This is a genomic window from Vogesella alkaliphila, assembly GCF_014652475.1.
GTDB classification, from domain to species: Bacteria; Pseudomonadota; Gammaproteobacteria; order Burkholderiales; family Chromobacteriaceae; genus Vogesella; species Vogesella alkaliphila.
Genome location: NZ_BMYW01000008.1, coordinates 136,416 through 154,276, shown reverse-complemented (window position 1 = coordinate 154,276; position 17,861 = coordinate 136,416). Strand labels below are relative to the sequence as shown.

The 17,861-nt window shown below is 67.1% G+C and carries 18 protein-coding genes; 5 read left to right on the top strand and 13 right to left on the bottom strand.

The features are described 5' to 3' along the window. Positions 1–139: 139 nt before the first annotated feature. Complete coding sequence (locus IE100_RS12740; protein WP_189374717.1) at positions 140–1,138, bottom strand: class 1 fructose-bisphosphatase; 999 nt, start codon at positions 1,136–1,138, stop codon at positions 140–142. 182 nt (positions 1,139–1,320) lie between these two features. Next, positions 1,321–3,708, bottom strand: a complete 2,388-nt coding sequence (ppsA, locus tag IE100_RS12735) for a phosphoenolpyruvate synthase (RefSeq protein WP_189374715.1) — start codon at positions 3,706–3,708, stop codon at positions 1,321–1,323. 297 nt (positions 3,709–4,005) lie between these two features. Here ppsA and ppsR point away from each other — a divergent pair, with 297 nt between their 5' ends. The 3 genes from ppsR to IE100_RS12720 all read left to right on the top strand — a co-directional run bounded on the left by ppsR (position 4,006) and on the right by IE100_RS12720 (position 6,450). Then, the gene (gene ppsR / locus IE100_RS12730) at positions 4,006–4,827 is read left to right on the top strand and encodes a posphoenolpyruvate synthetase regulatory kinase/phosphorylase PpsR (protein ID WP_189374713.1); all 822 of its coding nucleotides are present in this window, start codon (positions 4,006–4,008) and stop codon (positions 4,825–4,827) included. Between the two features lie 220 nt (positions 4,828–5,047). Beyond that, positions 5,048–6,073 carry a tryptophan--tRNA ligase gene (gene trpS / locus IE100_RS12725; RefSeq protein WP_189374712.1) on the top strand — a complete coding sequence of 342 codons (1,026 nt, stop codon included), beginning with the start codon at positions 5,048–5,050 and terminating at the stop codon, positions 6,071–6,073. A 59-nt stretch (positions 6,074–6,132) separates the two neighbouring features. Continuing rightward, entirely contained in the window at positions 6,133–6,450 is a 318-nt protein-coding gene (locus IE100_RS12720) for a chorismate mutase (protein ID WP_189353996.1), read from the top strand. Between the two features lie 106 nt (positions 6,451–6,556). Here IE100_RS12720 and IE100_RS12715 read toward each other — a convergent pair whose 3' ends face one another. Further along, positions 6,557–7,165 carry a LysE/ArgO family amino acid transporter gene (locus IE100_RS12715; protein WP_189374710.1) on the bottom strand — a complete coding sequence of 203 codons (609 nt, stop codon included), beginning with the start codon at positions 7,163–7,165 and terminating at the stop codon, positions 6,557–6,559. Between the two features lie 114 nt (positions 7,166–7,279). Between IE100_RS12715 and argP the strand changes: the two genes are divergently transcribed. Beyond that, positions 7,280–8,182 (top strand): HTH-type transcriptional regulator ArgP, encoded by a 903-nt coding sequence (argP, locus tag IE100_RS12710; protein ID WP_189374708.1) that lies wholly within the window; start codon positions 7,280–7,282, stop codon positions 8,180–8,182. A 106-nt stretch (positions 8,183–8,288) separates the two neighbouring features. On the opposite strand, the gene IE100_RS12705 is transcribed toward argP, so the two are convergent. The 10 genes from IE100_RS12705 to IE100_RS12660 all read right to left on the bottom strand — a co-directional run bounded on the left by IE100_RS12705 (position 8,289) and on the right by IE100_RS12660 (position 17,196). Next, complete coding sequence (locus IE100_RS12705; RefSeq protein WP_189374706.1) at positions 8,289–8,639, bottom strand: hypothetical protein; 351 nt, start codon at positions 8,637–8,639, stop codon at positions 8,289–8,291. 13 nt (positions 8,640–8,652) lie between these two features. Further along, positions 8,653–9,420 carry an MBL fold metallo-hydrolase gene (locus tag IE100_RS12700; RefSeq protein WP_189374704.1) on the bottom strand — a complete coding sequence of 256 codons (768 nt, stop codon included), beginning with the start codon at positions 9,418–9,420 and terminating at the stop codon, positions 8,653–8,655. Between the two features lie 10 nt (positions 9,421–9,430). Beyond that, complete coding sequence (locus tag IE100_RS12695) at positions 9,431–10,216, bottom strand: TatD family hydrolase (RefSeq protein WP_189374702.1); 786 nt, start codon at positions 10,214–10,216, stop codon at positions 9,431–9,433. A 104-nt stretch (positions 10,217–10,320) separates the two neighbouring features. Beyond that, positions 10,321–10,692, bottom strand: coding sequence for a PilZ domain-containing protein (locus IE100_RS12690; protein WP_189374700.1), 372 nt, complete (start codon positions 10,690–10,692; stop codon positions 10,321–10,323). Between the two features lie 12 nt (positions 10,693–10,704). Then, positions 10,705–11,712, bottom strand: a complete 1,008-nt coding sequence (holB, locus tag IE100_RS12685; RefSeq protein ID WP_189374698.1) for a DNA polymerase III subunit delta' — start codon at positions 11,710–11,712, stop codon at positions 10,705–10,707. Then, entirely contained in the window at positions 11,712–12,338 is a 627-nt protein-coding gene (tmk, locus tag IE100_RS12680) for a dTMP kinase (RefSeq protein WP_189374729.1), read from the bottom strand. Before tmk ends, holB begins: the two co-directional genes overlap by 1 nt. 2 nt (positions 12,339–12,340) lie before the next feature. Then, positions 12,341–13,330: an endolytic transglycosylase MltG gene (gene mltG / locus IE100_RS12675; RefSeq protein WP_189374696.1), complete on the bottom strand. Its 990-nt coding sequence runs from the start codon at positions 13,328–13,330 to the stop codon at positions 12,341–12,343. Between the two features lie 122 nt (positions 13,331–13,452). After that, positions 13,453–14,010 (bottom strand): DUF2946 family protein, encoded by a 558-nt coding sequence (locus IE100_RS12670; protein ID WP_189374694.1) that lies wholly within the window; start codon positions 14,008–14,010, stop codon positions 13,453–13,455. 16 nt (positions 14,011–14,026) lie between these two features. Then, positions 14,027–16,504: an ABC transporter permease gene (locus tag IE100_RS12665; protein WP_229800373.1), complete on the bottom strand. Its 2,478-nt coding sequence runs from the start codon at positions 16,502–16,504 to the stop codon at positions 14,027–14,029. Beyond that, the gene (locus IE100_RS12660) at positions 16,501–17,196 is read right to left on the bottom strand and encodes an ABC transporter ATP-binding protein (protein WP_189353977.1); all 696 of its coding nucleotides are present in this window, start codon (positions 17,194–17,196) and stop codon (positions 16,501–16,503) included. The genes IE100_RS12665 and IE100_RS12660 overlap by 4 nt, the downstream gene beginning before the upstream one ends. On the opposite strand from IE100_RS12660, the gene IE100_RS12655 reads away from it, so the two are divergent. Next, on the top strand, positions 17,195–17,797 hold the full coding sequence (locus tag IE100_RS12655) for an arylesterase (protein WP_189374692.1): 603 nt from the start codon (positions 17,195–17,197) through the stop codon (positions 17,795–17,797). The two genes, IE100_RS12660 and IE100_RS12655, sit on opposite strands and share 2 nt — an antisense overlap. Positions 17,798–17,861 lie beyond the last annotated feature (64 nt).

The following is a 17,861-nucleotide window of genomic DNA, read 5'->3' as shown; positions in this document are numbered from 1 at the left end:
CGTCAACACCCGAAACCGGACTTTTTGACACCGAATCTACAAGTCGTTGATTTCACAAGCACCTCACCGCCAACAAAAATGAAAAAGGTTGGCCGCAATGCTTGCGGCCAACCTTTAGTAGCTAATCCAGCGTGTGAAATTACGCGTGATAAGCGGTGACGCGCTCCACTTCTTCCCTGGAGCCGAGGAATACCGCCACCCGCTCGTGCAGACCATTAGGCTGGATATCGAGAATACGCTGATGGCCGTTGGTCGCGACGCCGCCGGCCTGCTCGATAATGAAGGCCATCGGGTTGCCTTCGTACATCAGCCGCAGCTTGCCCGGCTTGGACGGCTCGCGTGCATCCTTCGGATACATGAACACACCGCCACGCACCAGGATGCGATGCACTTCGGCCACCATGGAAGCGACCCAGCGCATGTTGTAGTCCTTGCCCAGCGGACCTTCCTGACCGGCCAGCAATTCACCGATATAGCGCTTGACCGGTGCTTCCCAGTGGCGCTGATTGGACATGTTGATGGCGAATTCCTTGGTGGTTTCCGGCACCTGCATGCGCGTATTGGTCAGCACCCAGGACCCCAGCTCACGATCCAGCGTGAAGCCATACACGCCCTGGCCGAAGGTCAGCACCAGCATGTTCTGCGGACCGTACAGCGCATAGCCGGCAGCCACCTGGCGGCTCCCCGGCTGCAGGAAGTCCTGCTCGGTTGGCTGCTCGTTGCCTTCCGGCGCTTCCAGCACCGAGAAGATGGTGCCGACCGAGATGTTGACGTCGATATTGGAGGAGCCATCCAGCGGGTCGAACAGCAGCAGGTAGCGGCCACGCGGCATGTGATCCGGGATCGAGTGCGGCAGCTCCATCTCTTCGGAGGCCATCGCGCCGAGGTTGCCGCCCCATTCGTTGGCTTCCAGCAGGATGTCGTTGGCGATCACGTCCAGCTTTTTCTGGGCTTCGCCCTGTACGTTGCCGGTACCGGCCTCGCCGAGCACACCAGCCAGCGCGCCCTTGTTCACGGAGTGGGCGATGGCCTTGCAGGCGCGGGCCACGGTTTCAATCAGCAGACGCAGGTCTGGCGGCAGTGCGCCGTGCTGGCGCTGCTCTTCGATCAGGAAGCGGGAAAGGGAGATACGGCTCATCGTTGTCCTCGTATCGCAAGGTAGGTGGAAAAGGGCTATGGACAAAGTTTACCATCGCCCTTCTGCCATCGGGTGTGTTACCTGCGAACTACATGAATTGACAAAGAAAAACGCCCGACTTGGGCGGCGAGTGCACTCGATGCACGCGCCAGTCGGGCGTTGACAGGATCAGGCGGTCTGGCTCAGGCGTTGAGTTCCTTGGCCAGGTACAGCCAGGTTTCCACCACGGTGTCCGGGTTCAGCGAGATGGTCTCGATGCCCTCTTCCACCAGCCACTTGGCGAAGTCCGGGTGATCGGACGGGCCCTGGCCGCAGATACCCACGTACTTGTCGAGCTTGCGACAAGCCTGGATCGCCATATGCAGCATGGCTTTCACGGCTTCGTTGCGCTCGTCGAAGGTGGTGGCGATCGGGCCACCGGAGTCACGATCCACGCCCAGGGTGAGCTGGGTCATGTCGTTGGAGCCGATGGAGAAGCCGTCGAAGAACTGCAGGAACTTCTCGGCCAGTACCGCGTTGGTCGGCAGTTCACACATCATGATCAGGCGCAGGCCGTTTTCGCCGCGCTTCAGGCCGTTGACGGCCAGGATCTCGATCACTTTCTCGGCTTCGGCCAGGGTACGCACGAACGGGATCATCACTTCCACGTTGGTGAGGCCCATCACGTCGCGCACCTTCTTGATGGCACGGCATTCCAGCTCGAAGCAGTCGCGGAAGCTGTCGGCCACGTAGCGGGCGGCACCACGGAAGCCCAGCATCGGGTTTTCTTCGTGCGGCTCGTACAGCTGGCCACCGATCAGGTTGGCGTACTCGTTCGACTTGAAGTCGGACATGCGCACGATGACCTTTTTCGGGTAGAACGCTGCGGCCAACGTCGACACGCCTTCGGCGATCTTGTCGACGTAGAAGTCGACCGGGCTGGCGTAACCGGCGATGCGATCAGTGATGGTCGCCTTCAGGTCGGCCGGCAGGGTATCAAACTCCAGCAGCGCTTTCGGGTGGATGCCGATCTGGCGGTTGATCACGAACTCCATGCGCGCCAGGCCCACGCCTTCGTTCGGCAGCTGCGCGAAATCGAAGGCCAGTTCCGGGTTGCCGACGTTCATCATGATCTTGACCGGGGACTTCGGCATCTTGTCGAGCTCCAGCTCGATGATTTCCACGTCCAGCAGGCCGTCGTAGATGTTGCCGGTGTCGCCTTCGGAGCAGGACACGGTCACCTGCATGCCGTCGCGCAGCAGGTCGGTGGCGTCGCCACAGCCGACTACGGCTGGGATACCCAGTTCACGCGCGATGATCGCGGCGTGGCAGGTACGGCCGCCACGGTTGGTCACGATCGCGGCGGCGCGCTTCATCACCGGTTCCCAGTCCGGGTCGGTCATGTCGGTGACCAGCACGTCGCCGGCCTTGACCTGATCCATCTCGGACGCGTCCTTGATCATGCGCACGGTGCCCTGGCCGATCTTCTGGCCAATGGCGCGGCCTTCGACCAGCACGGTGGACTTGTTCTTCAGGCGATAGCGGCGCAGGGTGTCCTTGCGGTCTTCCTGCGACTTCACGGTTTCCGGACGGGCCTGCAGGATGTACAGCTTGCCGTCGGTACCGTCACGGCCCCACTCGATATCCATCGGGCGGCCGTAGTGTTTTTCGATGATCAGCGCGTACTGGGCCAGCTCTTCCACTTCCGCGTCGGTGATCGAGAACTGCTTCTGCAGTTCCGGCGCCACGTCGACGGTTTTTACCGAACGGCCGGCTTGCGACGCGTCGGTGAATTCCATCTTGATCAGCTTGGAACCCAGGTTCTTGCGCAGCACGGCAGGACGGCCGGCCTTCAGCGTTGGCTTGTGAACGTAGAACTCGTCCGGGTTCACCGCGCCTTGCACCACTGTCTCGCCCAGACCGTAGGAAGAGGTGATGAACACCACGTCTTCGAAGCCGGATTCGGTATCGATGGTGAACATCACGCCGGCAGCGCCGCTATCGGAACGCACCATGCGCTGCACACCAGCCGACAGTGCCACCACATCGTGGGCAAAGCCTTTGTGCACGCGGTAGGAGATGGCGCGGTCGTTATAGAGGGAAGCGAAGACGTGCTTCATGGCGTCCTTGACGTTGTCAAGGCCACGAATGTTCAGGAAGGTTTCTTGCTGGCCTGCGAACGAGGCATCGGGGAGGTCTTCTGCGGTGGCAGAGGAACGGACTGCGACGGAAATATCGGCACCACCGGCATCGGCGACCATCTTGTCCCAGGCTGTCTTGATGTCTTCATCAAGCTTGGCCGGGAATGGGGTGTCGATAATCCATTGCCGGATTTCCTTGCCGACGCGGGCCAGTTCGGTGACATCATCGATATCGAGTTTGCCAAGGGCTTGGTTGATTCGGTCGGCGAGGCCATTGTGCTGCAAAAAGTCACGATAGGCGTCTGCAGTGGTTGCAAAGCCTCCCGGTACTCGCACGCCGGAGTTTGCCAGCTGACTGATCATTTCGCCGAGAGAGGCATTCTTGCCGCCTACTTCTTCAACGTCGGTCATGCGCAGCTTCTCGAACCAGATGACGTAGTTCTCTGCCATCACTTCACTTCCTGTATGTGGATTGGACGATAGGGATAGCGCATTCTAGCCGAACAAGTCGCTGTTTGCGTAGCTACTTCTGCACTGCACAACGCAGGGTTTGCCCTGACTCAAGGCGCGATGCCGCTTTCTGGTGTTCTGCCCTGCACCACAATGTCGCGGTTTTGCCGACTGCCGCTGTAGTCAGCAAACTACAGCGCGCCATCGGCGGGCACCGCGCTTGCGGCTTGCATCCGCCGCCGCCTGCCCGCAGACTTGCCGCTGTAGACCTCCACTGGACATTTGCAGGAAATCACCATGCCGCATCGCCGTTCCGTTTTTTTTGTTTCCGACCGCACCGGGATCACCGCCGAATCACTCGGAAACACCCTGCTGACGCAATTTGATGCCCAAGAATTCAAGCGTGAAACGGTGCCGTTCATCGATACCGTGGAGAAGGCGCAGGAGCTGACACGCCAGATTGACGAAGTCGGCGCCACCGATCACCTCAAGCCGCTGGTCTTTACCAGCATCATCAAGGCCGACGTCCGCGCCGCGCTGCAGATCAGCCACGCGCTGGTGATCGACTTCTTCGAAACCTTCATCGGCGAGCTGGAACGGGAGCTGGGTGAAAAAGCGACACTACAGCTGGGCAAGGCGCATGGCATGAGCAACGAGGAGGAATACGATCACCGCATCGAGGCGGTGAACTTCTCGCTCAACCATGACGACGGCGTGAAGCTGAAGGATCTGGCCGAGGCCGACGTGATCCTGATCGGCGTGTCGCGCTCCGGCAAGACGCCGACCTGCCTGTACCTGGCGCTGCAGTACGGCATCAAGGCGGCCAACTACCCGCTGACCCCGGAAGACCTCGACAGCCCGACGCTGCCGAAAATGCTGCTGCCGTACCGCAACAAGATGTTCGGCCTGACCATCGACCCGGCGCGACTGCACCACATCCGCTCCGAGCGCCGCCCGGATTCGCGCTACGCCAGCATGGAGAACTGCCGCCGCGAGGTGAACGAGGCCGAGTCCATGTTCCGCCATCATTCGGTGCCCTTCATCAGCACCACGCACAAGTCGATCGAGGAGATCGCCTCCACCATCATGCACAAGGCGCACCTCACCCGCCGCTTCTAAAAACGGCTTGACGCCCGCCGTCATGCCGTGATCTGATGAAAAACATGACTACCAAACCCGCAACCGCAGCTTTCTTTTTTTCCTGGTGGCGCCTCTGACGGCGGCACCGCGGTTGCGTACGTAAAGCAAACCCGGGAGCAGCCGACAAGGCGCCCGGGTTTTTTGTTGCACCATCCTCCCCTGCGCCAAGTCGGTCTCCCGTGAAATAACGGAGATCAGCATGGACATCCTCAGTACCGTATCCAGTAACGACATCATCCTCACCGGCGACCGCACCACCGGCCCGCTGCACCTCGGCCACTACGTCGGCTCGCTGCGCAACCGCGTGATCCTGCAGGATCGCTGCCAGCAGTTCCTGCTGCTGGCCGACGCGCAGGCGCTGACCGACAACATGGGCAACTACCTGAAGGTGCGCGACAACGTGCTGCAGGTGGCGCTGGACTACCTCGCCGTGGGCATCGACCCGGCCAGGAGCACCATCTTCATCCAGAGCCTGGTGCCGGAGCTGATGGAGCTGGCCTCCTACTATCTCAATCTGGTCACCGTGTCGCGGCTGGAACGCAACCCGACCATCAAGGACGAGATCAAGCTGCGCGGCTACGAGCGCGACATCCCGGCCGGCTTCCTCACCTACCCGGCCGCCCAGGCCGCCGACATTACCGCGTTCAAGGCCACCATCGTGCCGGTGGGCGCCGACCAGATCCCGATGATCGAGCAGACCAACGAGATCGCCCGCCGCTTCAACGGCAGCGTCGGCCGCGAGGTGCTGGTCGAGGCGCGCGCGGTGGTGCCCGCCGCCGGCGCGCGCCTGCCCGGCATCGACGGCAAGGCCAAGATGTCCAAGTCGCTGGGCAATGCGCTGCCGCTGTCGGCCAGTGCCGACGAGATCAGCCAGGCGGTAAAGATGATGTACACCGATCCGAACCACCTGCGCGTGGACGACCCGGGCCAGGTCGAGGGCAATGTGGTGTTCGCCTACCTGGACGTGTTCCACCCCGACGCCGGCCGCGTGGCCGAACTGAAGGCGCACTACCAGCGCGGCGGCCTGGGCGATGTGCAGATCAAGCGTGAGCTGGAGGACATCCTGCAGGCGCTGCTGGCACCGATCCGTGCCCGCCGCGAGGAGTACGCGCAGGACCCGGCGCAGGTGATGGCGCTGCTGAAGGAGGGCACCACCAAGGCACGCGCCGTGGCGGCGCAGACGCTGGCCGAAGTGAAGGCCGCGATGGGGCTGAACTACTACTGAGATCGCTTACCTTGCGGCCAACCCGCAACGTTGGCCGCACTGACAACGGGAGTCACACCATGGAATGGGTTTACCAGTGTCGTAACCTGGACGAAGTCCGCTCGCAGATCGATGCCCTGGACCGCGCCATCGTCAGCCTGATTGCCGAACGTGGGCTGTACGTACATCAGGCCGCCGCCTTCAAGCACAGCGACGCCGAAGTGGAAGACGGCAAGCGCGTCGACCAGGTGATGCGCCGCGTCACCCGCCTCGCCGGCGAGCTGGGCGCCGACGCCGCGCTCACCGCCAAGATCTACCGCACCATGATCGGCCACTTCATCGACAGCGAGCGCGCCGAGCGGCTGCGCCTGGTCGGCGAACGGGAGGCGCACGCATGAACGACGGCGGCTCCGGCTTTTCCACGGTGCGATGGCGGCCCATCGCACCAGACAAAAAAAGGCGACACCCATCCGGTGCCGCCTTTTTTCATACCGCCCGCGCCGCTCAGGACAGGGCCAGCGCGCCGGCCAGCGTCCACATCACCGTGCCCACCACGCCGTCCAGCACCCGCCACGACAGCGGCCGCGCAAACAGCGGCGCCAGCAGCCGTGCGCCGTAGCCCAGCGCCGCAAACCACAACACCGACGCGGTGCACGCGCCCAGCGCAAACCACAGCCGGCCGTCTCCCGCCTCCTGGCCGCCGATGCTGCCCAGCAGCACCACGGTATCCAGATACACGTGCGGGTTCAGCAAGGTCAGCGCCAGCACCGTCAGCAGCGCCGCCTTCAGCGGCATGACCGTGGCCCCGGCCGCGATCTGCAGGCTCTCGTCGGCCAGCACCGCCCGCCACGCGCGCAGCCCGTACCAGAACAGGAAGGCCGCGCCGCCCCAGCGCGCCGCCTCCAGCAGCAGCGGGCTGCGCTGGATCAGGCTGCCCATGCCGGCCACGCCGGTGGCGATCAGCACCGCGTCGCACAGCATGCACACAAGCACCGTCACTCCGACGTGCTGGCGCAACAGGCCCATCTTCAGCACGTGGGCGTTCTGTGAACCGATGGCCATGATCAGGCTGGCGCCCAGGCCCAGGCCCTTGAAATAGCTTGCTGTCAGCATGGTGTGCTCCACGAGGTAAGGTTGGCCGCAGTATCGCCGCGACCGCCACACAACAACAGCAAGATTAAATTATCTTGGCTATCATTAATTTCGTTTCACTTACATCGCCTCACCATGAAACTCGACCCCAGGCACAGCGAGGCCTTTCTGGCCGCGCTGGACAGCGGCAGCTTCGAGCAGGCCGCACAGGACCTGCACCTGACCCCGTCCGCCATCTCGCAGCGCATCCGCGCGCTGGAAGAGGCGCTCGGCAAGCCGCTGCTGGTGCGCAGCCGCCCCTGCCGCGCCACGCGCGAAGGCCAGCTGCTGCGCCAGCACCTGCAGCGTGCCGCGCTGCTGGAGGCCGATCTGGCCGCCACCTTTGCCGGCGACGACAGCGCGATGCTCAGCGTGTCGCTGGCGATCAACGCCGACAGCATCGCCAGCTGGTTCCTGCCGGCGCTGACCCCGTTCCTGATCCGCGAACGCGTGCTGCTGGACGCGATCGTGGACGACCAGGACCACACCTACACCCTGCTGCAGGCCGGCATGGCGCTGGGCTGCGTGTCCACCGAGCCGCAGGCGATGCGCGGCTGTAGCGCCAGCCCCTTGGGCGTGATGCGCTACCAGGCGCTGGCCAGCGCCGACTACCACGCGCGCTGGTTTGCCGGCGGCGTCAGCCGCGACACGCTGCGCCGCGCCCCGGTGATGATCTACAACCGCAAGGACAGGCTGCAGGCCGACTGGCTGCTGCAGCACTTCGGCCTGCCGGACGACAGCTACCCCTGCCACTTCCTGCCCGCGTCCGACCCCTACCTGCAGGCGGTGCGCCTGGGGCTGGGCTGGGGCATGCTGCCCGACGTGCAGCTGGCCGCCAGCGGCCAGGCCGACACCCTGCTGCCGCTGCAGCCGGACAAGCCAGTGGACGTGGCGCTGTACTGGCACCACTGGCAGGTGCAGTCGCCCAGGCTGGCGAGACTCAGCGAGGTGCTGATTGCCGCCGCGCGGCAGGTGTTGCGGCCAACGTCGGGCGGCTGAAGCGGACTGGCAAGCCGCCCGAAGCAAGGTTGGCCGCACGCCTTCGGACAGGCGGTGCGGCCAACTGTTGACGGATTACACGGCGCAGCCGTGCGCCGCGCCCTGCTTACTGCGCGACCGGGCCGGCCGGTTGCGGCAGCAGCTTGCCCATCGCGCTGGCGCCCTGCGCCGCGTGCTCCGGCAGCAGCTGCATGCCGAGCCAGACGCCGCCGACGATCAGCAGCACCACCAGCCCGCCCTTCCAGATGAAGCCGAACGACCAGTCCGCCTCGGCACGGTGCCGCAGCGCGAACAGGAAGGACAGCGGCGGCAGGAAGAAGGTCAGCGAGCCCCACACGATGCGGCCGTGGTTGAAGGCCGCCATCGTCGCGCCCAGGCAACCGAGGTAGAACACCACCACGGCGACGGAAAACACCAGACCGATCAGCGCGACCAGCCCCAGAATCAGCATGCTCATTGTTTGTCAGCTCTTAAAAAGTCAGTTGCAGGCCATCGTACGCCACCGCCACCCCCGGCGGACACTGCGCCGACAGCGCCCGGTATTCCAGCTGGTGCGTCATGTGGATCAGGAAGGTCTGCCTTGCGGCCAGGCTTTGCGCCCACGCCAGCGACGCCGCCAGATGCAGGTGCGAAGGGTAGGGCTCCGGCCGCAGGCAGTCGAGGAACAGCGTGTCCAGGCCCTGCAGTAGCGGCAGGCTGGCTTCGGGAATGTCGGACAGGTCGGTCAGCCACGCCACATCGCCGATGCGCCAGCCCAGACAGGGCCAGGCGCCGTGCTGCAGCGGGATCGGCGTCACCGTCACGCCGTTGATGCTCAGCGGCGCCGACACCAGCTCGGTGTGCAGCACCGGCTTGTCCCACACCGGCGACGGCGGCGCCAGCGCGTAATCGAAGCGGCGGCGGATGTTGTCGAGCGTGAAGGCGTTGCCGTACAGCGTGATCGGCCCCTTCTTCACGTAGCAGAAGGCGCGCAGGTCGTCGATGCCGTTGAGGTGGTCCGCGTGCGGATGGGTGTAGAGCACGGCGTCGACGCGACTGATGCCCTCGCGCAGCGCCTGCTGGCGCAGGTCCGGCGAGGTGTCGATCAGGATGCCGGCGTCGCCGATGCGCACATAGGCGGAGCAACGGCTGCGCCGGTTGCGTGCATCGTCGGAGCGGCAGGTCGCGCACTCACAGCCGATGGCCGGCGTGCCGCTGCTGGAGCCGCAACCGAGTACTGTCCACTGCAGCTTGCTCATCGCCATCCCCTCAGCCCTGCCCCGCGACGCGCTGCGCCTTGCTGAACAGGCGGAAGTAGTTGTCGCTGGTGGCCGCCGCCACCGCCTCGAACGACAGGCCGCGCAGCTCGGCGATGTGCTCTGCCACGTGCTTGACGTAGGCCGGCTCGTTGGTCTTGCCGCGGAACGGCACCGGCGCCAGGTACGGCGAGTCGGTTTCCACCAGCAGGCGGTCCAGCGGCACCTTCTGCGCCACCTCCTTCACCACCGCCGCGTTCTTGAAGGTGACGATGCCGGACAGCGAAATATGGAAGCCCAGATCCAGCGCGGCGCGGGCGGTTGCCCAGTCCTCGGTGAAGCAGTGCATCACGCCGCCGGCCTGATCGGCACCATGCTCGCGCATCATGCGCACGGTATCGGCGGCGGAAGAACGGGTGTGGATCACCAGCGGCAGGCCGGCGCGGCGCGCGGCGCGGATGTGCACCGCGAAGCGCTCGTGCTGCCAGGCCAGATCGCCCTGACACCAGTGGTAGTCGAGGCCGGTCTCGCCGATGCCGACCACCTTCGGGTGCGCCGCGTGCGCCACCAGCTCGTCCTCGCTGAATTCCTCGGCCTCCGGGTCATCCGGGTGGATGCCGACGGTGGCGAACAGGTTGGCGTGCGCCTCGGCCAGCGCCAGCACCTCCGGATACTTCGGCCGGCTGACGCCGATCACCATCGCGTGGCTCACGCCGTTGGCGGCCATATTGGCCAGCACTTCCGGCATGCGCGCAGCAAGGTCGGGGAAATTGATATGGCAGTGCGAATCGACCAGCATGATAGGCTTCCAAAAAAATTGCGGCCAACGTTGGCCGCAACATTTGACTAGGTAAATTGTAGAAGATCGGCTGTGGACAGGGAATGCCCGCCTGCGCCTTTGTGTCACATGGTATGCGTCGGCCGCGTCGAGTTCAGCGCGCCGCCGAGCAGGCTCTCGATCTTCAGCCGCGCCTGCTTGCAGGTTTCGTCGGCGCCGAATTCGATGCCGATGCCCTGGTTACGGTTGTTGTTGGCGCCGGCGGGGGTGAGCCACGCTACCTTGCCGGGGATCGCCAGCTTCTGGGTGTCGTCCAGCAGCGTCAGCAACAGGAACACCTCGTCGCCGAGGTTGTAGTCGCGATTGGTCGGCACGAAGATGCCGCCGTTGCGCAGGAAGGGCATGTAGGCCGCGTACAGCGCACTGCGCTCCTTGATCGACAGCGACAGCACGCCGGGGCGGCTGGCGTCGGGCTTGATCTCGACTGCGTTATCCATGCTGGTCCTGTGTCAGGTTGGCTTGCCGGCAAAGGCTTTCAGGTAGTTCATCAACAGGGCTTCCAGTTGCAGCCTTGTCACCAGGGTGTGCTGGCCGTACGGCGCCAGCGCCGTCAGTTCGCGCTGGCAATCCATTAAAGCATGGATGTTCAGCCGTGGCAGCAGGCGCTGCATCGCCGTCTGCTGCGCCGGGAAGTAGCGCACCGCGCCACCGAGGCGCAGCGCGGCCAGGTCGTGCAGCCATTTGCCCAGCCAGCGCAGCGGCAGCTCCAGCGCCAGCTTCTGCTTGTCGACGGCGTCGGCGAGGCTCAGCACGCTGCCCATGCTGCACTCGGTCAGCCCTGCCACGAACTGCTTGCGCAGCGCCGCCTCCGCCGCGTCGTGCTCGAACAGCGGCATGCCGCCGTGAAACGCCAGCTCGGCCTCGGCGTCCTCGACGCCCTGCTCGTGCACCCACGCCAGCGCCTGTGCCGGCGACGGCAGGCTGAGCGGGAACTGGCGGCAGCGGCTCTTGATGGTCGGCAGCAGGCGCTGCGGCGCATCGGACACCAGCAGGAACACCACCTCGGCCGGCGGTTCTTCCAGCACTTTCAGCAGCGCGTTGGCGGCGGCCGGGTTCAGCGCTTCCGCCGGTTCCACGATCACCACCCGCCGTCCGCCGCGGTGGGCGCTGAGGTGGGCGAAGTCGATCACGCTACGCACGCCGTCGATCTTGATGACCGGCAGCTTGCGTTTCGGCGCCTTGGCTTCCTTGCCCTCTTCCGCCTCCTCGTCGTCGCCGTGCGGCGTCAGCACGCGCAGGTCGGGATGGTTGCCGGCGGCAAACCAGTGGCAGGCCTGGCACTGGCCGCAGGCGCAGTGGTCGGCCTGCGGCGCCTCGCACAGCAGCGCGCGCGCCACTTCCTGCGCGAACTCGCGCTTGCCGATGCCGGCCGGGCCGCTGAGCAGCCAGGCGTTGGGCAGGCGCTCGAAGTTGGCGGCCAACCTTTGCCAGTCGCCGGCTTGCCACGGGTAGCGCATCAGGCTTGCGCCTTCAGTTCGGCCAGCCGGCCGGCCAGCTGCTGCTGGATGGCGGCGAGGTCGCCGCTGGCGTCGACCACGAAGAAACGCTGCGGGTAGGCGGCGGCGCGGGCGAGGTAGCTGTCACGCACGCGCTGGTGGAAGTCCTCGCGCTCGCGCTCGAAACGGTCCGGCAGCCGCGTCTGGCTCAGGCGCTGCTGCGAGACCTGCAGCGGCACGTCGAGCAGGATGGTCAGGTCCGGCTGCAGGCCCTGCTGCACCCACTCTTCCAGCTGCGCGATGCGCTTGGCCGGCACGCCGCGGCCACCGCCCTGGTAGGCGAAGGTGGCGTCGGTAAAGCGGTCGCTGACCACCCAGCGCCCCATCGCCAGCGCCGGGCGGATCACCGACGACAGCAGCTCCTGGCGGCTGGCGAACATCAGCAGGGTTTCGGTATCCAGCGTGGCCTCGGTGTCGACGTCGAGCAGCAGCTCGCGCAGCTTCTCGCCCAGCGGCGTGCCGCCCGGCTCGCGGGTGAACACGGTGTCAACGTTGGCCGCAGCCAGCCAGTCGCGGATGAAGGCCAGGTGCGTGGTCTTGCCGGCCCCGTCGAGCCCCTCCAGCGTAATGAAGCGCGCTCTGGGCATCATCAACCTTTCTTCAGGATGTATTGGCGGACGGCCGCGTTGTGCTCGTCCAGTGTTTCGGAGAATTGGGTGCTGCCGTCACCGCGCGACACGAAGTACAGCGCGCGGCTAGGGGCCGGGTGTGCGGCGGCGTCCAGTGCCGCGCGGCTGACCAGCGCGATCGGTGTCGGCGTCAGCCCGGCGCGGGTATAGGTGTTGTACGGCGTGTCGCGGCGCAGCGCGTCCTTGCCGATGCGGCCGCGGTAGCGCTCGCCCATGCCGTAGATCACCGCCGGATCGGTCTGCAGCCGCATGCCGATGCGCAGGCGGTTGACGAACACGCTGGCCACCATGCTGCGGTCTTCCTCGCGCGCGGTTTCCTTCTCGATCAGGCTGGCCATGGTCAGCAGCTGGTACGGGGTCTGGTACGGCAGGTCGGCGGCGCGCGACTCCCACACCGTCTGCAGCTGCTGCATCAGCGTCTGGTTGGCTCGGCGCAGCAATTCCACGTCGCTGCTGCCGGGCAGGTAGTAGTAGGTGCTGGGGAAGAACAGCCCTTCGCCGCTGCCCTCGGCGATGCCCAGCTCGGCCAGCAGCCGCTGCTCGCTCCAGCCGGCGCTGTCCTGGCGCAGGTCTTCCTCGCCCAGCAGGGCGGCGCGGAACTGGCGCAGGGTCCAGCCCTCGATGATGGTGACGCTAGCCTGGTCCGGGTGGCCGTCGTTGAAGCGCGACAGGTACTGCCACAGCGCGGTGGCGCCGGAGAACTGGTACAGCCCGGCCCTGAGCTTGCGGTCGCTGCCCATCATGCGCGAGATCGCCACCATCACCCAGCGGTTGCGGATGGCGCCGTCCTCTTCCAGCGTGCGCGCCAGCTGGCCCATGGTGCGGTTGGGGGCGACGCTGACGGTGTAGGGCGAGCCGGGCGGGCTGACCGGGACGGCGACCACCCAGGCCAGCCACAGGGCAAACAGCAGCGCGAACGCGGCAAGGATACGGCCTATCAATCGGTGCATACGGACTTCATCAACTCAGGTAATCAAAGAGGCGCGGGCGCCGGGTAAAAGGGCGCGCTGGCGCCGGACGCGCGATGATACCACGCACGCCGGCCGCCTTTTGCGCCAAAGCGGCACCCCGTTCAGGGCTGCGGCGACAGCACCACACCGTAGCGCCGCGACACGTCGGCGGCGGCCAGCGGCCGCAGCGGCAGGCTGCCTTCGGCCAGACCCAGCTGCAGCGCCAGCCTGCCCTGCTGCCACGCAGCCCAGTCGGCCGCCGTCGGCGGCTGGCCGTCGGCACTGCGCTGTATCGCTTCGCTCAGCGCCAGCAGCTCGCGGTCGTCCACCACCGCCAGCTCGCCGCCGGCCTCGACAAACAGCCGCCCGCCCTCGTCCAGCAGCGCCAGCCGCGGCGTGCCGGGGTCGATGTCTGGCAACCAGTACCAGCCGGCCGCGCCGCGGCGCGCCACGTAGGGCGCGGCGTCGAGCGCGACGTAGACCTTTTGCGGGCCGTTCTGCACGTAGTAGCGGCCGTCGCCGTCGCGCGCGTAGTTGCGGCGGAAGAAATCCACGATCGCGGCCTGGTCCAGCCGCGCCTCGCGCAGCCACCACTGGCCGCGTGCGTCCAGCCGCAGCCAGCCGAACACGGCCGGCACGTTCGGCCACTTGGCGATAGACGCCAATACCATTGCATCCATGTCCTTCACTCCTGTGTCAGCTGTTGCGCAGTATGTCGGTGGGCGGGGTGCGCGTGATTTTACGCAGCAGCGGCCAGCCGGCAAGCCCGACCACCGCGCCGCCGCACAGCGCGCCCAGCAGCGGCAGCCACAGGTTGGGCGCCAGCGGCAGGTTGAACAGCTGCACCGCCACCAGGCTGCCGATCGCCATCGCGCCGATGCCGGCCAGGAGCCCGGTCAGGCCGCCCAGCCACGCCAGCTCGGCGAGGATCACCGCGCGCACCTGCTGCCGCGAGGCGCCCAGCGCGCGCAGCAGCGCGACGTCGAACTGCCGCTCGTCGCGGGTGGCGGCCAGCGCCGCCCACAGCACCAGCACCCCGGCGGCCAGTGCCAGGCTGAACATGGTTTCCACCGCCAGCGCCAGGCGCCCGATCACCGCCTTCACCTCGCGCACGATGACGCTGATGTCGATCACCGTCACATTGGGCAGCGCCGCCACCAGCCGGTTGTTAAAGTCCTTGTCCGGCGCGCGGTAGCTGGTGATGTAGCTGGCGCTCTCGCCGCCCATCCAGCCCTGCGGCGCGATGACGAAGAAATTGGGCTGGAAGCTGTCCCACGCCACCTTGCGCAGGCTGGTCACCGGCGCCTGCCAGCGCTTGCCGGCGATGTCGAACGCCAGCACGTCGCCCATGCGGATGCCCAGCGTCTCGGCCAGCCCCTGCTCCACCGAGAACGCCGGCTGCGTGCTGCCCGCCGGCCACCACTTGCCGGCGGCGAAGCCGTTGCCCGGCGGCGGCGCGGCGCGCCACGACAGGTTGAACTCGCGCTCGGCCAGCCGCTGCGCGCGCTCGTCCGCGTAGTCGCTGCCCTTCACCGCGCGCTCGTTGATCGACAGCAGCCGCGCCCGCGTCATCGGCGCCGCCTGCGGCGCGCTGCGGCCAACCCTGGCGAACAGCGTGTCCAGTGTCGCCTGCTGCGGCGCCTGCAGATTGATCAGGAACGAGTCCGGCGCGTCGGCCGGCAAGGATTTCTGCCAGGCGCCGATCAGGTCGTCGCGCACCACGGTCAGCGTCAGCAGCGCCATCAGGCTCACCGACAGCGCCGCGATCTGGATCACCGCCAGCCACGGCCGGCGCGCAAGGTTGGCCGCACCGTGGCGCCAGCCGACGGCCCCGGACAGCGGCACGCGGCGCAGCAGGCGCACCACGCCCCAGGCCAGCAGGCCGACCGCCAGCAAGAAGCCGGCCAGCCCGCCCAGCAGCCACAGCGCCAGCGTGCCGTCGCCGACCTGCCACGCCGCCAGCCCGAGCAGGGCCAGGACGGCCAAGAGCGGCGCCGGCAGCGAACGGCCGGAGGTCGGCATGTCCGCGCGCAGCACCGCCAGCGCCGGAATGCGGCGCAGCGCCAGCAGCGGCGGCAGCGCGAAACCGGCCAGCAAGATCAGCGCCGACAACGGCCCGCTCAGCCAGGCGGCGAGCGCCGGTGCCGGCAGGCCGCTGCCCAGCCACTGCTGCGCCAACCGCAGCAGGCCGGCCTGCACGCCGTAACCGGCGACGGTGCCGAGCACGCCGGCCACCAGCGCCAGCCACAGGAACAGGCTGCCCCACACCAGCGCCACCTCGCCGCCGGTCTGCCCCAGCGCGCGCATCACCGCCACGCTCTGCCAGTGCCGCGCCAGGTAGCGGCGCACCGCCAGCGCCACCGCCGCCGCCGACAGCAGCACCGACAGCAGCGCGGTCAGGCCGAGAAAGCGCCGCGCCCGCTCCAGCGCCGACCTCACCTCCGGCCGCGCCTCCTCGACATCCTCCAGCCGCGTGCGCTGGTCCAGCCGCGGCGCCAGCCACTGGCGGTAGCCGGCCACGCTGGCGGCATCGCCGGCCACCATCAGCCGGTAGCGCACGCGGCTGCCGTCCTGGACCAGGCCGGTGGCGGCCAGATCGGCGTGGTTGAACAGCGCGCGCGGGATGAAGTTGTACAGGTCCATCGCGCCGTCCGGCTCGCGCAGCAGCTCCGCGCTCAGGCGCAGGCTGACGTTGCCCAGGCGCACGCTGTCGCCCAGACGCAGGCCCAGCTTCTGCAGCAGCCGCGTATCGGCCCACAGCTCGCCCGGCGCCGGCGCCAGCCGGCCCTCCTGCACACCCCGCGGCGTGCGCAGCTGCACCTCGCCGCGCAGCGGATAGCCGGCGGTGACCGCCTTCAGCGTCGCCAGCACCGCCTGCTCGCGGGCGAACACCATGGACGGAAAGGTGGCGCTCTCCGCCTGCTGCAGGCCGCGCTGCGCCGCATGCCGCCGCCACGCGTCCGGCGGCGGCCGGTTGCCGTTGGACACCAGGTCGGCGGCCAACAGCTGGCTGGCCTGCCGCGTCAGCGCCTGCTCGATGCGGTCGGAAAAGAAGGCGACGCTGCTCATCGCCGTCACCGCCACCAGCAGCGCCAGCAGCAGCACCGTCAGCTCGCCGGCGCGCAGCTCGCGCCGCAACAGGCGCCAGCCCATCTGCAGCGACAGCCGGCTCATGTCGCCTCCCGCTGCAGGCGGCCGTCGTTGAGGCGGTAGACCGCGGCGCAGCGCGACGCCAGCGCGGTGTCGTGGGTGACCAGCACCAGCGCGGTGCCGGCCTCGGCGTTGAGCTGGAACAGCAGCTCGATCACCTGCCGCCCGGTGGCCGGATCGAGGTTGCCGGTCGGCTCGTCGGCAAACAGCAAGGTTGGCCGCACCACGAAGGCCCGCGCCAGCGCCACCCGCTGCTGTTCGCCGCCGGACAGGTGACGCGGGTAGTGATCGAGACGGTGGCCGAGGCCGACGCGCTGCAGCATGGCGCTGGCGGCGGCGCGGGCATCGCTACGCCCGGCCAGCTCCAGCGGCAGCATCACGTTTTCCAGCGCGGTGAATTGCGGCATCAGCTGGAAGTTCTGGAACACGAAGCCGACCCTGTCGCGGCGCAGCAGCGCGCGGCCGTCCTCGTCCAGCGCCGACAGCGCCTGGCCGTCCAGCCACACCTCGCCGGAACTTGCCGGATCCAGCCCTGCCAGAATGGCAAGCAGCGTGGATTTGCCGCTGCCGGAGGCGCCGACGATGGCGACGCTCTCGCCGGCGGCGACACTGAGGCTGGCTTGGTGCAAGATGGTCAGCGTCTGACCGTGGTAGTCGACCTGGCGCGCCAGCGCGTCGGCGCGCAGGATCACGTTATTTTCTGGAGAGGGATTCATGCTTTATCGCTGCTTTCTGCTGGTTGCCTTGCTGCTGGCGCCGCATCTGGCGCACGCCGCGCGTATCGTGGTGTTCGGCGACAGCCTGTCCGCCGCCTATGGCCTGCGCCCGGAGCAGGGCTGGGTCAGGCTGTTGCAACAACAACTGGGCAGCACGCACCAGGTCGTCAACAGCAGCCTGTCCGGCGAGACCACCGCCGGTGGCCTGGCCCGGCTGCCGGCGGTGCTGCGGCAACAGCGCCCGGACGTGCTGATCCTGGAGCTGGGCGGCAACGACGGCCTGCGCGGCCTGCCGCTGGCGGCGATGCAGGACAACCTGTCCGCCATGGTCCGCCTGGCCCAGCGCGCCGGGGCGCGGGTGCTGCTGATCGGCATGGCGCTGCCCCCCAATTATGGCCCCGATTACGGCGCCAAGTTCCGGCAGGTGTATGACAAAGTGGCGCGCCGGCACAAGGTGCCGCTGGTGCCGCTGCTGGTGGCCGGCTTCGAGCAGGATCTGGCGCTGTTCCAGGGCGACGGCATCCACCCGGTCGCCGAGGCGCAGCCGCGCATGGTGCGCAACGTGCTGCCGGCGCTGACGCCGCTAATCGCGAGAAAATAGCAGGAATTACTGTTTCTTGTGGCGAACGCAACGTTTTTCAGGCTTTTGCCACACTTCATGACAT

Excerpts from the sequence above, each read along its gene's own strand:
- IE100_RS12740 (WP_189374717.1), bottom strand. The coding sequence starts at position 1,138 with ATGAGCCGTATCTCCCTTTCCCGCTTCCTGATCGAAGAGCAGCGCCAG.
- ppsA (WP_189374715.1), bottom strand. The coding sequence starts at position 3,708 with ATGGCAGAGAACTACGTCATCTGGTTCGAGAAGCTGCGCATGACCGAC.
- ppsR (WP_189374713.1), top strand. The coding sequence starts at position 4,006 with ATGCCGCATCGCCGTTCCGTTTTTTTTGTTTCCGACCGCACCGGGATC.
- trpS (WP_189374712.1), top strand. The coding sequence starts at position 5,048 with ATGGACATCCTCAGTACCGTATCCAGTAACGACATCATCCTCACCGGC.
- IE100_RS12720 (WP_189353996.1), top strand. The coding sequence starts at position 6,133 with ATGGAATGGGTTTACCAGTGTCGTAACCTGGACGAAGTCCGCTCGCAG.
- IE100_RS12715 (WP_189374710.1), bottom strand. The coding sequence starts at position 7,165 with ATGCTGACAGCAAGCTATTTCAAGGGCCTGGGCCTGGGCGCCAGCCTG.
- argP (WP_189374708.1), top strand. The coding sequence starts at position 7,280 with ATGAAACTCGACCCCAGGCACAGCGAGGCCTTTCTGGCCGCGCTGGAC.
- IE100_RS12705 (WP_189374706.1), bottom strand. The coding sequence starts at position 8,639 with ATGAGCATGCTGATTCTGGGGCTGGTCGCGCTGATCGGTCTGGTGTTT.
- IE100_RS12700 (WP_189374704.1), bottom strand. The coding sequence starts at position 9,420 with ATGAGCAAGCTGCAGTGGACAGTACTCGGTTGCGGCTCCAGCAGCGGC.
- IE100_RS12695 (WP_189374702.1), bottom strand. The coding sequence starts at position 10,216 with ATGCTGGTCGATTCGCACTGCCATATCAATTTCCCCGACCTTGCTGCG.
- IE100_RS12690 (WP_189374700.1), bottom strand. The coding sequence starts at position 10,692 with ATGGATAACGCAGTCGAGATCAAGCCCGACGCCAGCCGCCCCGGCGTG.
- holB (WP_189374698.1), bottom strand. The coding sequence starts at position 11,712 with ATGCGCTACCCGTGGCAAGCCGGCGACTGGCAAAGGTTGGCCGCCAAC.
- tmk (WP_189374729.1), bottom strand. The coding sequence starts at position 12,338 with ATGCCCAGAGCGCGCTTCATTACGCTGGAGGGGCTCGACGGGGCCGGC.
- mltG (WP_189374696.1), bottom strand. The coding sequence starts at position 13,330 with ATGCACCGATTGATAGGCCGTATCCTTGCCGCGTTCGCGCTGCTGTTT.
- IE100_RS12670 (WP_189374694.1), bottom strand. The coding sequence starts at position 14,010 with ATGGATGCAATGGTATTGGCGTCTATCGCCAAGTGGCCGAACGTGCCG.
- IE100_RS12665 (WP_229800373.1), bottom strand. The coding sequence starts at position 16,504 with ATGAGCCGGCTGTCGCTGCAGATGGGCTGGCGCCTGTTGCGGCGCGAG.
- IE100_RS12655 (WP_189374692.1), top strand. The coding sequence starts at position 17,195 with ATGCTTTATCGCTGCTTTCTGCTGGTTGCCTTGCTGCTGGCGCCGCAT.
- IE100_RS12660 (WP_189353977.1), bottom strand. The coding sequence starts at position 17,196 with ATGAATCCCTCTCCAGAAAATAACGTGATCCTGCGCGCCGACGCGCTG.